Origin of the sequence: Actinoplanes sp. NBRC 103695, assembly GCF_030269485.1 — a bacterium.
Taxonomy (GTDB): Bacteria; Actinomycetota; Actinomycetes; order Mycobacteriales; family Micromonosporaceae; genus Actinoplanes.
On sequence record NZ_BSTL01000035.1, the window covers coordinates 5,045 to 21,175 of the forward strand.

Annotated in this window: 12 protein-coding genes; 2 read left to right on the forward strand and 10 right to left on the reverse strand. The window is 69.0% G+C overall.

All coding sequences use genetic code 11. The annotated features are described in order from the left end of the window. The coding region (locus QSK31_RS41035; RefSeq protein ID WP_285690271.1) for a hypothetical protein at positions 1 to 902 on the reverse strand (902 nt) is incomplete at its 3' end. Positions 903 to 1,095: 193 nt separating this feature from the next. On the opposite strand from QSK31_RS41035, the gene QSK31_RS41040 reads away from it, so the two are divergent. Next, positions 1,096 to 1,737 (forward strand): response regulator transcription factor, encoded by a 642-nt coding sequence (locus tag QSK31_RS41040; RefSeq protein WP_285690273.1) that lies wholly within the window; start codon positions 1,096 to 1,098, stop codon positions 1,735 to 1,737. Between the two features lie 17 nt (positions 1,738 to 1,754). On the opposite strand, the gene QSK31_RS41045 is transcribed toward QSK31_RS41040, so the two are convergent. The 7 genes from QSK31_RS41045 to QSK31_RS41075 all read right to left on the reverse strand — a co-directional run bounded on the left by QSK31_RS41045 (position 1,755) and on the right by QSK31_RS41075 (position 13,876). Then, positions 1,755 to 2,162 carry a hypothetical protein gene (locus QSK31_RS41045; RefSeq protein WP_285690274.1) on the reverse strand — a complete coding sequence of 136 codons (408 nt, stop codon included), beginning with the start codon at positions 2,160 to 2,162 and terminating at the stop codon, positions 1,755 to 1,757. Between the two features lie 6 nt (positions 2,163 to 2,168). Beyond that, the gene (locus QSK31_RS41050; protein ID WP_352244547.1) at positions 2,169 to 2,993 is read right to left on the reverse strand and encodes an IS5 family transposase; all 825 of its coding nucleotides are present in this window, start codon (positions 2,991 to 2,993) and stop codon (positions 2,169 to 2,171) included. 165 nt (positions 2,994 to 3,158) lie between these two features. Continuing rightward, entirely contained in the window at positions 3,159 to 4,538 is a 1,380-nt protein-coding gene (locus QSK31_RS41055; protein ID WP_285690276.1) for an EsaB/YukD family protein, read from the reverse strand. 30 nt (positions 4,539 to 4,568) lie between these two features. Then, positions 4,569 to 8,585, reverse strand: coding sequence for a type VII secretion protein EccCb (gene eccCb / locus QSK31_RS41060; protein WP_285690277.1), 4,017 nt, complete (start codon positions 8,583 to 8,585; stop codon positions 4,569 to 4,571). An 8-nt stretch (positions 8,586 to 8,593) separates the two neighbouring features. Beyond that, positions 8,594 to 11,377 carry a right-handed parallel beta-helix repeat-containing protein gene (locus tag QSK31_RS41065; protein WP_285690278.1) on the reverse strand — a complete coding sequence of 928 codons (2,784 nt, stop codon included), beginning with the start codon at positions 11,375 to 11,377 and terminating at the stop codon, positions 8,594 to 8,596. Next, positions 11,370 to 12,140: a hypothetical protein gene (locus tag QSK31_RS41070; RefSeq protein WP_285690279.1), complete on the reverse strand. Its 771-nt coding sequence runs from the start codon at positions 12,138 to 12,140 to the stop codon at positions 11,370 to 11,372. Before QSK31_RS41070 ends, QSK31_RS41065 begins: the two co-directional genes overlap by 8 nt. Then, entirely contained in the window at positions 12,137 to 13,876 is a 1,740-nt protein-coding gene (locus QSK31_RS41075; protein ID WP_285690280.1) for a S8 family serine peptidase, read from the reverse strand. Before QSK31_RS41075 ends, QSK31_RS41070 begins: the two co-directional genes overlap by 4 nt. A gap of 227 nt (positions 13,877 to 14,103) precedes the next feature. Between QSK31_RS41075 and QSK31_RS41080 the strand changes: the two genes are divergently transcribed. Continuing rightward, positions 14,104 to 14,535 (forward strand): hypothetical protein, encoded by a 432-nt coding sequence (locus tag QSK31_RS41080; protein ID WP_285690282.1) that lies wholly within the window; start codon positions 14,104 to 14,106, stop codon positions 14,533 to 14,535. A gap of 46 nt (positions 14,536 to 14,581) precedes the next feature. Here QSK31_RS41080 and QSK31_RS41085 read toward each other — a convergent pair whose 3' ends face one another. Both QSK31_RS41085 and QSK31_RS41090 read right to left on the reverse strand, forming a co-directional pair. After that, complete coding sequence (locus QSK31_RS41085; protein ID WP_285690284.1) at positions 14,582 to 15,109, reverse strand: hypothetical protein; 528 nt, start codon at positions 15,107 to 15,109, stop codon at positions 14,582 to 14,584. A 99-nt stretch (positions 15,110 to 15,208) separates the two neighbouring features. Next, on the reverse strand, positions 15,209 to 15,802 hold the full coding sequence (locus tag QSK31_RS41090; protein WP_285690285.1) for a sigma-70 family RNA polymerase sigma factor: 594 nt from the start codon (positions 15,800 to 15,802) through the stop codon (positions 15,209 to 15,211). Positions 15,803 to 16,131 lie beyond the last annotated feature (329 nt).

Below are 16,131 nucleotides of genomic sequence, written 5' to 3' on the forward strand. Positions count from 1 at the left end.
TCCTGAGCAGGCTCACCATCCCGCCCCGCAACCACCCCATGCGCCGGCTTATCATCCGCAGTAAACCGATCAAAATCAGCATCACCCGAATGCATATGCGTCACATGACCATCAGCACCCCGATCAACCGTCGTACCATCCTTATACGACCACGTCGACCCACCACCATCATCATAGGAAATGGTCACCTCCTGAGCAGGCTCACCATCCCGCCCCGCAACCACCCCATGCGCCGGCTTATCATCCGCAGTAAACCGATCAAAATCAGCATCACCCGAATGCATATGCGTCACATGACCATCAGCACCCCGATCAACCCTCGTACCATCCGAATATGACCAGGTGCTGTTGTCACCCCGGTAGCTGATCTCGGCAGTGCCCGCGTGGTCGGGGAGGGTTGCGTGGGTGGGCCGATGGTCCGGGGAGAAGCGGTCGAAGACTGTGCCGTCGGCGGTCTGCTGGCGTAGGACGTCTCCGTCGCTTTCACGGACGATCGTGCTGCCGTCGCTGTACGCCCAGGTGCTCGTACCGTGCTGGTAGGTGATGTCGACCGTGCCCGCGTGGTCGGGCAAAATCGCGTGCGACGGGTTGCCGTCCTCGGTGAACCGGTCATAGACAGTGCCGTCGGAGGTCTCCTGGCGGATCACCGCGCCGTCGGCGTCTCGGGTCACTGTGGAGTCCGGGTAGTGCCAGGTGCTCTGCTTTCCCTCATACGTGATGTCGACCGACGTCTGCGGCTGGCCGTCGCGGCTCGGGAGGAGGGCGTGACCCGGGTTGCCCGCGCTGTCGAAGTCGTCGAAGACCGATCCGTCGGGTGTCCGCTGCCGGATCACGTGGCCGTCCTCGGCGTACGTGACGACCGAGCCATCCGGCCGGGTCCGAGTCATTTCACCTGCGGTCACAACGCCTCCTCGGGATGCACAGACTGCTGCGATCGAAGGCTAAGAAGCGTCCGGGCGGGGCTGCCAAGCCCTTCTTCGGGGGACGAGCTTGCGATTTCTTCGGGTTTCCGCGCCGGCCGTGAACCGGGGACTTCCCCTGCCCGTCGTTGTCGCTGACCTCTCCTGCACGCCGAGGAAAGCCATGGAGGAGCTCGTGTTCACAGTTGCCGTCGTCGCGGACCACCCGATCACCCGGGCGGGTCTGGAAAAGCTGGCTTCGGACGACGCCACCATGCGGGTCGTCGCCACCGTGGGTTCGGTGGCTGAGCTACACAAGACCACGGATCGGTACGACGTGGTCGTCCTCAGCATCCCGCAGATGGATGTGACCACCGTGGACGAAGTGGTCGAGGTGACCGAGCTGGGGCAGCCTTTGGTGATCTCCCAGTGGAGCGGCTCGCCCACAGTGCTCGCCACCGTCCGGGCCGGTGCCCGCGGCTGCATCAGCCGGTCGGCCGAGCAGCGGGACGTGCGGGACGCGATGCGGGTGATCGTGCGGGGCGGCTTCTATCTCTGCCCGCGAATGCTCGGGCAGTTCCAGATGGAGCTGGCCAACCGGGACACCGATGAGCAGAGCGGCCTGGCTCCGCGGGAGATCGAAACCCTGCGGTGGATCGCGTCGGGCTTCACCCACTCACAGATCGCCACCCGGATGGGCCTGTCACAGGCGACTGTCAACACGTACGCCAAACGGATCCGCGCCAAGCTCAACGTCAACAACAAGGCTGATCTGACCCGCATGGCCATCGAGCTGGGCCACTTCTCGCACAGCCGACGCCCGTCCTCAGCCGCCTGAGAGGGCGGTCCGGAAGGTTATGTCCGTTCCGGGTTGAGGGTGAATAGGCCGGGTTGACTCTCGGTCAGGATTTGCCGGTTGACCAGGCGTTTCAGCTTGGCCCGGATGCCTTCGGTGTCTTTGGGCTCGGTGCCGATGCCGAGTACACGGCACACGTCTTTGGCGCGCAGGCCACCGCGGTCGGGGGTGAACACGGCGAGGATCTGCTGGTAGGGCTCGCTGATGACGGCCGGCTCGGATGCGGTCACTTCATCTTCGAGGATCTTGGTCAGCGTCTGGCGGGTGGTGGCCAGGTCGGCCAGCTCTGCCTCGATGGCGGCCACCTCGGCGGCGAGCTTGGCCTGCTGCTGGAGTAACTCGTCGCGGGCAGCCGACGAGGCCGCCTCACGGGCGGCGATCAGGTCGAGAACGGTCGTGGTGTTCACGCCCGATCACCGCCAGGACGGTGTGCTCGTGCCGGTCAACCGGCGCACGAGGTTGGCCGCCGATGCCCACAGCGTGCGCGACACCGACGACTCCGGGCGGCTCTCGTACTCACGCACGAGACGCCGGTGCAGCATCAACGTGCCGTTGACCTGCTCGACCACCCACCGTTTCGCGATCGGCACGAACCCGGGCCTGGTGTCGGATCGCTTGACCACCTCGACGTCGACACCAAGCACAGCACCGTGGATGCCCAGGTCGTGCTTGAACCCGGCGTCCACCCACGCCCGGGTGACCGTCGGGGTGTGCTCGACGACCTTGTCGAGCAGGCGAACCCCGATCACGGTGTCGGTGACCGACGCCGCGGTCACCACCACCGCGATGATCAGCCCCAGAGCGTCGACGGCCAGCCCCCGCTTACGGCCTGGCACCTTCTTCCCGGCGTCCTTGCCGGTCGTGGCGGCCGGAACATGGTTCGCGGCGCGGATCGACTGGGTGTCCAAGATGATCGCGGACGGATCCTCCCGGCGGCCGGCTTTCTCCCTTGCCTGGCAGCGCAGCAGATCGTGAATGGCCTGGTCGGTGCCGTCGTCACGCCACAACGCGAAGTAGTAATAGGTTGCGGACTTCGGTGGCAAGTCATGCGGCAGATAAGCCCACTGACAGCCGGTCCGGTTCTGATAGAAGATCGAGTTCAGGATCTCCCGCAACGAGTAGCGGCCCTGATGCCCCGATACCGACGGATGCTTTGCCTTCCACGCGTCCAGAAACGGGCCCACCACCGCCCACTGCTCATCGGTGAGGTCGCTGGGATACGCCTTCCGCTCGCCCATGACCTGCTCAACCAGCACGCCCACCGATCCGACATCGGCGCAGCTCGAAGGTCACGACATCGAGCGATGACGAACTACGGAAAGCTCACAAACCGCCCTCTGAGAGCGAGGCCGCCGCAGAGCGAGGCCCCCTGAGGATGAAGCGGTCTTGAGTGTGAAGCAGCCTCAGAACAGTGTGCGCCCGAGCCAGATCAGGTCGCCGTAGACGCCGAAGACGCCGACCGTCAGCGGTGCCACCGCCACCGCGGTGATCCCGCCCATGACCTCGGCCCGGGTCCGTTTGCGCGGCTTGCGGGGCTGGTTCGGATCCGGCACCGGCTGGTCGGCCGGCGCAGCCAGCAGCAGGCTCATGCCGATCCCGATGGCCGCCACGGTCCCGCCTCCGACGAGCAGCAGCACCTCGCCCGCGGCCCCAGTCGCCCCGATCGCCGCCGAGATCGGGGTGAACAGGGAGAACAGGCCGGCCATGGCGACACCGCCGGACATCAGCAGCTCGTTGGTGAAGGCGGCCTGCCGCGCCCGTACCAGCATCGCCACCGTGAGCGTGGTCGCGACAGCGACCGCGAAGGCCTGGCCGGACAGAGCCAACACGGGCAGCGTGATGACCAGTGCGATCGTGGGCCCGGCCAGCACGACCGCGCACAGCCGTCCGGAGTACGCCACCAGGTTCGTCGTGGCCTCGGCGGCGGCGCGGCGGCCCTTCGGCATCCGCGTGCCCCACACGGTCAGCATCGCGGCGAGCCGGCGAGAGACGGCCGTCAGAGCGGCCGCGACCGCGGCGACCAGGGCTGCGGCTTCGATGTGGTCGGCCTCGAGACCGATCAGGAGTGGTACGAGGATCCCGGCGATGACCAGCTGCGCCTCCACGGCCAGCAGAACCACCCCGGGGGTGGCGGCGAGGGCCATCAGCGCGGCCAGGTTCGCGCCGGCGACGGCGCCCGCCCACCGGAGCCCAGCCCCGGCGATGTCATCGGCGATCAGCAGGCCGGACACCGCCAGGCAGGGCATGGCGAGCAGCACGACCACGGTCAGCAGCCAGTCGGGGACCGCGGAGGGGCGCTGGCGCAGGCCCCAGCCGACGCCCATCAGGGCCAGGCCGGTCAGCAACAGCGCGATCGCCGACCCGGTGCTTACCGAGACCCGCCAGCCGGCCAGGACGGCGGCGCTCAGCAGCCAGGCGAGGCCGAAACCGAGGACGACCGGCCCGGCGTGCATCCGCCGTCGCCGCATTCGTTCGGTCTCGTCGGCGACCACCTCGTCGACGTCCATGACGACGGGTGGGTCGCCCGGCTCGACCGCAGTGTCCCGCAGGTAGAGGACCTGGCCGTCGAGTACGCCGAGGTCGCCCAGGGTCGCCTCGATGGGGAACGCGGGTGCGTCGGCGGGGGCCAGGGACCAGGCCGGCGGCATCGTCGGTGATTCGTCGGCCCCGCACATCTCGGCCAGGCTAGGCGCGTACTCGCCGATGGGTGTGGTCGCCGGCACCGCGAGATCGACGCGCCGCTGGGGACCGACGACGGTGATCCGGCTCTGTTCCTTCGCCATGGGCGTTTTCCTTTCGTACGGATGAGTTCGTCAGCCGGTCGGTTCGGCGTCGGCGGTCGTCGCGACCTGGATGAGGCGGCTGGGACTGCCCCGGCGGACCAGGACACCACGGCCGGGTGGACGCTGGGCCGCGCGTTCATCGCCCAGGACGGGTCCTTCCCGGTGGTCGCCGGAGAGCACCAGCCCATGCGCCCCCATGTCCCGGACACGGGTCACCAACGTGTCGTTCATGGTCCGGGCGGCGCCGGCCACCCGGCGGCTCAGCACCAGGTGCAGACCGATTTCGCGGGACTGCGGGACGAACTGGGCCAGCGGGTACAGCGGTGACTGCGGCCCGGTGCCGATCATGTCGTAGTCGTCGGCGACCACGTAGATCTCGGTGCCCTCCCACCAGTCCCGGGCCCGGAGCTGCGCCTGGCTGATGCCGGGGGGTGGCATGCGTTCCTGCAACTTCTCGACGACCTGTTGCACATAGACCTGGGCGCTGTTGGCGTCGCCCGCGTAGGCGCCGAGGTGTTCCTCCGGAACCACGTCGAGCAGGGCATGCCGGTAGTCGAACAGCACCACCCGGACGTCGAACGGCGAGGTGCGCTCGGTGAGGCCGGTGAGGAATGTACGCAGCATTGTCGATTTCCCGGAGCCGGCGTCGCCGTACACCAGGAAGTGTGGGTCCTGGCCGGTAAGGTCGAGGCTGACGGTGGACATCTCCGGCTCGGCCAGGCCGATCGGCACCGCGACGCTGCCGGGCTCGGCCTCGAGCTCCGTGACCAGAAGATTTCTCGGCAACATGCGGATTTCGGGTGCATGGGCCCCGGTCCAGTGGCTGTTGATCTGCGCCAGGCTTTCGTTCTGGGCCTCTCGCAACCCCTCGGCCGTGTCCTGGCCGTCCAGCCGGGGCAGGACGATCTGGAAGAAGGCGCCGGGCGCGGTGATTCCCCGGCCGGCTACATTGGCCGGCACCCGGGCGGCGATCCGGCGGTTGATCTCCGAGTCGACCGGGTCGTTGAGGCGCAACTCGATCCGGGTGCCGATGCTGTCCCGCAGGGCGGGGCGGATCTCCTGCCAGCGGCTCGCGGTGAGGACCAGATGTACGCCGGCGCCGAGGCCCCGGGCGGCAACCTCGGCGATGATCGGTTCGGCGTGCTCGAGCTCGCCGCGCAGGGCGCCCCAGTTGTCGATGATCAGAAAGACGTCGGCGGCGCGTACGCCGGACGGCAGCTTGCCGGCCCGGCGCTGCTCTCGCAGGTCGCTGATGGAATCGAGGCCGAGTGAGCGCAGCAGTTGCTCGCGGACCAGGACCAGGTTTCTGATCTCGCTGAGCATGCGGTTGATCAGCTCGCCGTCGTGCCGTCCGGCGACGGTGCCGACGTGCGGCGCCTGGGCGAACGGGTGCAGGGTGCCGCCGCCGAAGTCGATGCAGTAGAACTGCGCCTCGTCCGGTGTGTGGGTGAGCATCGTGGAGAGCATGATGGTGCGCAACGCCGTGCTGCGCCCGGTGCGGGGGGCGCCGACCACGGCGATGTGACCGTGCGCCCCGCCGAAATCCATCACCAGGGTTTCCTGTTGTTGCCGGAGCGGCAGGTCGAGCAGTCCGAGCGGCACCGACAGCGTTCCGTTCATCGGCCACAGGCCGGCGGTGTAACCGCGGTTCTCCTGCGGCCCCGGCGGCCCGACGACGTGGTCGAGGGCGAGCGCACTGGGCAGCGGCGGCAGCCAGACCTGGTGCACCTGCGAGGTGACCGAACTGAGCCGGTCGACCAGGACGTTCAGCTCGGTGGGCCCGGTCCGTGCGCGCAGTTCGGCTTCACTGGGCTCGTGCTCGATCTGCTCGGTCGGGGTCCGGATGTCGAACGGCACCAGGGTGCGTCGCTCGGCGCCGCTGGCCGCGATCCGTTCGTCCACGCTGAGGTAGGGGGTGGAGATGTGCGCGACGCGCAGGCGTTCGTAGATCGACTCGTCGACCTTGAGGTAGGCCGAGCCGGGGATCGGCGGCAGCTTGTACGCGTCGGTGGTGCCGATCACCGCCCGGCTCTCGGCGGCGCTGAAGGTGCGCAGGCAGATCCGGTACGACAGGTGCGAGTCGAGCCCGCGCAGCTTGCCTTCCTCGAGCCGCTGGGTGGCCATCAGCAGGTGCATGCCGAGCGAGCGGCCGACCCGGCCGATCTGGGTGAACAGGTCGGCGAAGTCGGGCCGTCCGGAGAGCAGTTCGCTGAACTCATCGACGATGATCAGCAGGTACGGCAGGGGCGGAAGCTCTTGACCGTCGGGGTCCTTGGCGCCGGAGGCCCGCCGGATCTGGTATTCGCGGATGGTGTCGACGTTCCCGGCGTCGCGCAGGGCCTGCTGGCGCCGTTGTTGCTCGCCCAGCAGCGCCGCGAGCACCCGGTCGACCATGGCCGCGTCGTCGACCAGGTTGGTGATCAGGCCGGCGACGTGCGGCAGGTTGGCCAGCGGCGCGAAGGCGGCGCCGCCCTTGAAGTCGATGAGGACGAAACTGAGCAGTTCCGGTGGGTGCGTCAGGGCCAGACCCGTGACGAGGGTACGCAACAGCTCGCTCTTGCCAGAACCGGTGGCGCCGACGATCAGGCCGTGCGGCCCGGATCCGCCCTGGGCGGATTCCTTCAGGTCCAGGACGACGACCTCGCCGTCACCGTTGGTGCCGATCGGGGTTCGCATCAGGTTCGGATCGGTCGGCCCGACCCAGCGACCATCGACTGGCACGTTGAACGGGTCGGGTCCCAGAACCATCTCGCTCAGCGAGCCGATCCGGGCGAGCACCTGCTCGCGTTCGTCACTGAGCCGTAGCGGGGCCAGGCGGCGGGCGATCAGCTCGGCGAAGTCGGGCGTGACCGCGTCCGGTGCACAGGCCAGTGCGGGGGCCGTGACCAGGCCGAGGTTGCCTTCGGTGACCAGTTCTCCGCGGCCGTCCACCCGGATCCGCAGGTCGACCCGGCTGGGCTCATCGGCGTCCCGGTCGGCGAGGAAGATCAACGTGATGCCGTAGTTCGGTCCCGCGGTGTTGAGCAAGGCGCGCATCAGGTCGGAGCGGCCCCATTCGGATACCGGGGCGAACTCGGTGAACACCACGATGAGGCGCCGCATGCGCGGGGCCGAGCTGCCGGGGGCCTGCAGCCGGTTGCGGTTCTGGGCATCGGACCGCTGAGCCAGCTCGCCGGCGAGGAACGGAACCAGCAGTTCGGGCTCGGGCGTCACCAGGGACACGGTGCCGGCCTCACCGCGTACCCGCGGCTCGAAGGTGTGCGGCAGCCACTTCGCCCAGTCCCATTCCGGGGACTTGCCTGTCTCGACGGCGATCGTGACGTCGTCCGGGGCATGCAGCACGGCGATATGGCAGAGCAGGGCGCGCAGCAGCGGCTGGGTCCGCGCGCTTCCGCCGACCAGGCTCATCACCCCGGCGCTGCCCACGTCGACGACCATCGGCTGGTTGTCCACCCGGCCCATCCGGTCGATGAGCTTGGTGGCCGACTCCAGCGACTCCCAGTCGTAGTCGGTGAGCGGGTCGAGCCTGTCGTCGATCTGCATCGGCGTGGCCAGTTGGACGGCGCCGCTACCCAGCCGTACATGCAGAAAGTCGTTGTCCTCCTGGCGACGCTCCCAGACCCGGTGCCGGGTGGTGGCGATCGACCAGAGCCGGGCCGGTTCGGGATTCGCGAGTGCGGCCACCATGCGCTGGCTGGCCGCCACCACGCGCGCGCTGTCCCGGGACAACTTGAGGTGGGCGCGGTAGCGTGCCCTCTGCTTGCGGGCCGTCTTGCCGACCACACTGCGCTGATTGAACCGCATCGCGATCACCGCGCCGGCCGAAGTCACGAAAAACAGCACCCCGATGATGATCATGGCCGGCCGGCCGAAGGTGACCATGTAGGCGGCCATGCCGACGCTGCTGAGCAACGGCAGAACGAGTGACCAGGCGTTGTTCTGCGGATGCTCCTGAGGCTCCTCGGGCGGGGTCGGCAGGACCACCCGATCGGTCGGCAGGTCGGGCAGGAGAAACCGAGCAGGGCGGTGGAATGCCAGGCGGGACATGGTTCTCCTCAGCCTCGAGTGTCGACGTCGAAGTCGGCGAGATCGCTCGGTTCCAGGGTGCTCAGTTGCTCGTTGGTCGGATCGGGCAGCTCGGTGACGCGACCGGCATGCTGCTCGGTCATCTGCTGAAAGGCCTTGCGGGCAAACCGCCCGTTACCGAAGCCCTCGGCTCGGTCCACCGCGACGAACTTGTCCCACAGAGCCGTCCGGGCCGCCTCGGACAGGCGGTAATCGTGTTCGCGAGCCTGCGTCTCGACGATTTCCACCAGCTCACCGGCGGAGTAGTCGTCGAAGGTCAGCGTGCGGGAAAACCGTGAGGACAGGCCCGGGTTCGCGGCGATGAAGTGCTTCATGTGCTCCGGGTATCCGGCCACGATCACCACGACTTCCTCCCGGTGGTCTTCCATCAGTTTCACCAGGGTGGAAATGGCCTCGTGCCCGAAGTCGTTCCCATGTCCCTCCGGCACCAGCGCGTACGCCTCGTCGATGAACAGCACCCCACCCATGGCCCGGCGGAACGCCGCCTGGGTCTTGGGTGCGGTGTGTCCCACGTACTCGCCGACCAGGGTTCCCCGGTCGACCTCGACCAGATGGCCGCTGGACAGCATGCCCAGTTCGGCCAGGAGTTGGCCGTAGAGCCGGGCCACAGTGGTCTTGCCGGTTCCCGGATTGCCGGCGAAGACGAGATGGCGCGACATCGGTGGCGGCGACAACCCCGCCTCACGGCGCCGCTTGACCATCTGCACCAGCTTGACCATCGTGCCCACGTCCCGTTTCACCCGGGTCAACCCGACCAGGCCGTTGAGCTGGGCCAGCAGCCGATCCAGGTCGACCGCCCCGGGCGCCGTCCCGGTGACCGAGCCTTCAGGCGCGGCCGGCTCCGCGGTTGCGGCCGGCGGGACCGGCCCGGGCAACGTGCGGGCAGATGGGTCGGCGGAAGCGGGGAAGGTCGCGGACGCGACGCCGGCGCTCCAGCATTGCTCGAAGGTCGCGTCGGCGTCGTCGGCCGCGCTGATGTCCTCGGCGGCGTCCCGCACGTGGCAGCGCACCAGCACCGGATCCGCCTTCGAACCGAGGTAGACGGCCGGGTATTCGGTGTTCGAGATCTCGACGTCGGTCAGCGTCCCGTGCGCGCCGGCGCCGAAATAGATTCCGTTCTTCGCGCACTTCGACACGCGTGTCGCCGAGATCGTCGGCCGGGCCCCGGACCAGATCGCAATGCCGCTGCCTCCGGCTCCGGTCACAGTGCAGTTCTCCAGCCTCGGCTCGGCTCCCTCGTCGAGGAAGATCCCGGCCGCGCCGCTGTTCGAGACTCGTACATTGACCGCGGTGGGCGCGGCGCCGGCGGCGACCTCGATACCGGTTTGAGTGACATCGCGGATCTCACAGTCGCGGAGCAGAGGCCGGTGCGGAGTGTCGACGCGCACGCCCACGTTGCCGCCGGTGATGGTCAGTCCTTCGAGCACCGCGTCGGCGGTCGCACTGATCTGTACGCCTTGAAGCTCGGCGCCCTCGACGGCACCGCCTTGCACGCGCAGTAGTGCCCGGTCAATCGCCCGGATGCCGATCTCCGGGGTTCCGGCGACAACGCAACCGGCCATCGTGACTGATGCGTTGCCCAGGACGTGGACCGCGGTCAGGCCGGACCGCCGCAGTTCACAGTCCTGGAGCATCAGCCGGCCACCAGCTACGTACACGGCGTTGGCCGCGGAATCGAGGATCTTGCCGCTGATGACGTGGACCTGGGCATCGTCCTGAACCGCCAGCGCGGTCTGCACGCTGTTGGTGATCCGGGTGTCGACCACCGCGGTCCGTGAATCGCCTGTGGCGATCAGAGCCACCGTTCCGGTTCGTTCGAGGTCGGTGTCGGTCATCACCATCTGGGCGGCTTCGCTGAGCTGGACACCCGCACCCTCGGTCCGGCTGACCCGGCACCGTTCCAGCCGCACCCCGCCCTCGGTACCCGGATCGCCCGGACCGGACTCGGGCAGCCGCAGCAGCGGCAGGTCGGACCACCAGCCGGCCGGGAAGGGCGCGCCGCCACGAATCCGGACGCCGTCGCCGCGTACGTCATGGATGGCGGTGTCCCGCAACCACACCTGCCCGGCTCCGGTCAGCTCGACGGCTGCCGATCCGACGCGTCCGATGTCGCAATGGTCGAGTACGCCGACCGCGGTATTCGCGATGCGGACGCCGATCCCCGCCACTTCGTTGAGTGTGGTCTTCAGCAGCTCGATCCGGGAGGCTCCGACGGCCACGACCCCTGAGCCCTCCGCCCGCTCCAGCCTCAGGTCGGTTGCCTTCACCTCCGCGCCGTCGAGCACGGCGAGGCCGATCGCCGCGGTGTCCTCGATCGCGGACGACCGCAGGGCCAGCGTCGCCGCACCGCTGGCCTCGACCGAACCTCCGATGACGGTCGCGCCGTCCAGGGTCAGGTGGCCTCCGGTCACCGTCACCGCCGCCTGGTCCGGTTGGAGACCGCGTACCGTCAGTCCCCGCACCACCGCCGTGCCGGCCCGCACCGCCAGCACCGGGCCTTCCGTCGAGGTCAGCTCGACCGCACCGCCGCCCTCCTCGGCGACGATCGTGACGGACCGGTCGAGCACCAGCCGTTCCCGATAGACGCCGGGCGCCACCGATACGACGGAACCAGCCTTGGCCGCCCGCACCGCCGACCCGATCGTCCGATGCCGGCTCCAAGCGCGGGTGCTGACCCGTTCCATCCGGCCGGTCGCGGTGATGCCCGACTCCACACTGCCCGGTACCGGCGTACCGGCTCGGCTGTCAGGCATGACAATCCGCCTTCATCTGCCCCAGCAACAGGCGGCCGTCCGATCGGCCCCGGCTCTTCGCGGCGTCCAGACTCACTGTCAGCTCGTTCTGGACCGGGAAGGAGCCGGCCTCGACCCAGGCTCCCGCCTGGCGGGAGACATCGATGGTGAAGCTGGCGTACACCGCACCCCCGGACCCGGACACCGAATAGCCGACCGTCCCGGTCGGTACGATGCCCGGCGCCGCCGGTACGTGCACCGCGATGCGGCAGGTTCTCGCTTCCTTGGGGGGCTTGAACCACCAGAGAGCCGACCGGCGGGATCCCTTCTCGCGCATCACTTCCAGCGGCACGACGGCATAGGTTCCGTGGCAGCCGTCCTGGGTCCAACCGCCGGTACTCGCGGTACGCCAGTCACCGTCCCGCCCTTCCGCGGTGAACCCCCGGTCCGCGGCGGCCGCGCAGTCCCAGCCGGCCACACTCGCCCAGTTGACGACCTTCGGCGCCGGAGGCTTCACCTTCTGTCCCTGCGGACCCTGCTCCCCTGGCCGCAGCGGGTGGATCAAGCTCCAGAACACACCCACCACGACCGCACCGACCGCGACCAGCGCCGTGACCGTCATGAGCGTCGGCCAGCGCACTGTCAGCCGTTCACTGGCCGGCACCTCGGCGGCGTACTCGACGAACGCGCGCACGAAGCTGTTGCGCTGCTCCAGATCGGCGGACGGATTGCCGGTATCCCTCGGCGGCATCACCACCGGCGGCCCCGGGCGGCTGGCAGTCATGGCGTTTCGGGACGCTGCTGAGACGACCTGCCTCCGACCGATGCCTTCGGCGCGGCCTCGGCCTCATCGTCCCGGGGCTGACCGGCCGGTACCGTCACCGGAGCGCCATTGTCCGGCTCGTCCTCGACCGGCGGCGCTTCATGTTCCGGTTTGCGGGAAACCGTCGGAGCCAGGGGTGCGGCGGCCGGTGGCAGGTGGCCGGCGTAGGCCGGCGGTGCGGTGGCTACCGGACCGGGGCCGCCGCCGTCGTCATCGTCCTCATCGGATTGGTCCCGCAGCAGACGGCGGATCCGGAAGACCAGCAGCAGGGCGGCGGCCAGGGCGACCAGCGTGACGACGGCCAGCAGCGTGGAACGCGTGCCGGACGAGCCGGAAATCAGCTTCCCGGCATGCTCACGCGGCGCGCCATCGGTGTTCGCGACCTCCTGCGGCAACACCTTCGTCACCGCGGCAGCCGGATTGATCATGCCCCAGCCGAACCGGCCATCCGGCGGCGGACTGTCACTCAGCTTGTCGGATGTCAGCTTCAGGCGCTGCGCGACCTGCTGCGCGGTCAGGTCAGGGTAGGCGGCACGGACGAGCGCGGCGACGCCGGCGGTGAGGGCGACCGCATACTCGGTGCCGCTGCCGGCGACCGACCCCACGCCGGTGATTCCGATGCTGCTCACATTGATCCCGGGCGCCACCACGTCGATGCCACCGCTGCGGTAGTCCGCGGCACGCTGGCTGTCCATGCCGACCCCGGCCACCCGCAACACCCCGGCGCCGATCTTCGCATCCGGGTTGATCGGCACGGAGCCCAGCGAGGCACCGCTGACGACGACGACGTCCCGGTCCACGGCCGCCATCATGGCCTTGGCCACCTCGGGTTTGGCGGTATCGACGTACTTGCCCAAGGCGATGACAGTCGCACCAGCACCGACCGCGGCCTCGATGGCTGACGCGCCGTCGGCCGGCTGCGCCTTGGCGTCAGCGCCGGTGACCCGGACCGGCATGACGATGCAATCCGGCGCGACGCCCTTGACTCCGGCGCCCCCGCCCTGCTGGCCCACGATCAACCCGGCCATCGCGGTGCCCGACCCGAGGCAGTCGGTGTCGCCACGGCCGCTGCCGTTGACGATGTCCATGCCGACCGCGACGTGCCCGCTCAGTGGCGCGAGGCTACCGTCCACACCGGAATCGATCACTGCGACCCGCTGTCCTTTGCCGCGGCTCTGCGGCCAAGCCCGTTCGGCCGCCAGGCGCAGGCTCGCCCAATCCGAGCGGCCGCCCGACCCCCCGGTCGCGCAAGGCCCCTTCTTCGACGCTCGTGGCTGCTTCGGTGGTTTGCTCGGCACCTTGGAAGCGGCGCCCACCTGCGCCTGCGGCACCTTCGGAGGCGACTTGGGCGCGGACTTCTCCCGGTCGTTCTTCGGCTTGGGCTTGGTCGGCGCCGACGGCACTTTGTCGGGGAGTACGCCGTACTTCACTTCATCGCCGTATCCGTCCCACGGCAGCGACAGCACCCAGCCGGCACGCAGGCTCGACGCATCGGTCAGCCGCCCGCCATCCGGTTGTTTGCGCCCGCTGTTGAGGTTGAAGATCTCCACCGAACGGGCGCCGTCACCCAGGAACCGGCCGGCTATCTCGGTGAGGTTTTCCGGTTTGCCCTGGTAAGACGAATTGACCACGTAGTACTTCACGTAGTCGTCGCCGGCCGACGCCGGTGCGGCCGCTCCGCCGATCACCGCCGCCATAACGCCCACCGCGAGGCAGGCCCCACCCACCGACCGAGTAATCCAGGACATTCGCCACTTCCCCTTATCGTCGTCCAAGGCGGGTTCTGGTGCCGGTTGCGCTCGGCTCATCAGTTGGCCGGACGGTGCAGGTAGACCGTCACCACCGGTGGGCCGCCGACTGTTCGGATCCGCACCAGGTCGAGGTCGGCCAGCTTGCCCGGCACCTCGCCGTCCACTCGTGCCCGGTGACGGCCACCGTCATCAGCCCCGGTGAGCCGGCACCGGTCAGCGGGCCCACCACGAACAAGGTGCCGAACCCGGCGAACAGCAAGACGGACAGCGCCAGGGCGGTCCGCATGAGTGCGATCCGCTGGGTCCGGCCGCGGTGGCCCGGACCGCGGGATGCCGACGGCCCGGGCGGGCGCAACCGAACGGAGCCGGGCCGGCCCCGCCTCTTGGCGGGACCAGCCGAGATGCCCGTCCCGTCCGATCCTGGTGCGCTGTCGGCATCGAGCAGTGCGAGGGCGGCCAAGACCTCGCACACCTCCACGTCGGCGGCCCGGCAGACCGCGCAGGTGCCTGTCTACCGCATCGCTCTCCACCAAGCTCAGGGCACCCAGATGATGCGGACCGAGCAGTTCGGTCACGTGTCCGTCCCGGCCGGGAGGGTCGGATAGGCCCGGCACGCCGATCAGCGTCCCCGCCCGCCGGACCCGGCAGGCGTCACTGCTTCACGAATCGCCACTTCTGATCCCTCTGGTTGTCGTGTCGGTTCGTCTGCTCGACCCAGTAGCCGTTCCAGCTCGTACCGTCTTCCTTCTTGATTCCGGCCTGCTCGGCCGCGACAGCGGCCGGCCACAGGTCGCCGTCGAGCTTGGCGGCACGGAGACGTCCCACGTTCGCGCAGGTGCGGTGACCGAGCGCCAGGATGTTGGCCCGCCGGTCGCCGCGGCTGGCGTCGGTTGACGGCCGCCATTCGCCCCAGGCGTCGTTGTCGAGGCCGACGACCTGCTTGGCTGTGGCCGAGAAGGCAGAGGCGGCCATCACCTGGGCGGCCACCTTGGGCGGGTTGAGCGCCGGGCAGGAGAGTGCCGCCTCGACCACGGCGGCGACGTCGGCGGCGGGCACCGGCTTGCCTTCCAGCTTGTCCGGGTCCGCCGTTGCGGCCGCATCGAGTCCGGCCCCGGCGCAACCGATGATGATCAGGACGAGTGCCATGACTTCGAGGCGCTGACGGCCGGTCTTCGGCATGACTCGTCGCCACGGGCAGCCACGGACGATGGCTAGTGCGTTCATCGGCTCACTCTTGGTCTCGTCGTTCCGGGTGTGGTTCGTCGCGAACTTGACGGCTCAGAGAGACCGCCGGTTCAAGGACGTCAAGTTTTTTGACCCGCCGTCCGATGTATCGCCCCGCGGCCGCGGGTTGAACTCGAATCCCCGGCTGACGAGTGCTGCCCGGAGTGCCCGCACGGCGTGGAAGGTACGTGACTTGATCGTTCCCTCCGGGACCTCGAGGGCGTGGGCCGCCTCGGCCACCGAATGATCGCGGAAGTGGAGCTCGACGAGGGTGCTTCGCCACCGCTCGGGCAGTGAGTCGAGAGCGGCCTGCACCTCGCGCGCGTCGAGCATGCGTTCGACGGCGTCGTCCGGGTCGGGTTGCGCCTCGATGAACGTGATCGGAAGTTCCGCCGGCCGGACGTCGGCCGACCGCCGCTGGTCGATGAGGAGGCGCTTGGCCACAGTGAACAGCCATGGCCGGTTCCAGTGCCCATCCGCGTTCCGCACGTCCGGGTGCTGCCAGGCCCTCAGCAACGTCTCCTGCGCGATGTCCTCGGCCCGCTGAACGTCGCCCCGGGTCAGCCGGGTCAAAAAGCTGAGCAGGACCGATGCGTGCACCTGCTGAAAGTGACGCAGGGCGGCGACATCCGCCTCCGTCTCCGCCACGTACGGACCATCTTCGCTCTCACCCGAGATGAATCGCCCATGAATGGACGCCGCATCGGAGACGTCTTCAGGCGCGTTGCCGGACGTGGGTGAGGGCGACACGACGCCATTGTGTGGACTGGCCTGGCCCTCGATCCACGGCTGACCCGGCCGGAGGGCCGAACGCACCACCGCGCAGAGAACCAGGGCCAGCCGGATGCCACCCTGAGCGATCGCAGCATCGGCCCCACCAGGCAAACTGTTCCATCGCCAGTGCGCAGCATCGCATGCGACACCTGACCGGCCGGCACCGGTGTGAATCACATGCGGATTCGCTGCCTTACACGGCT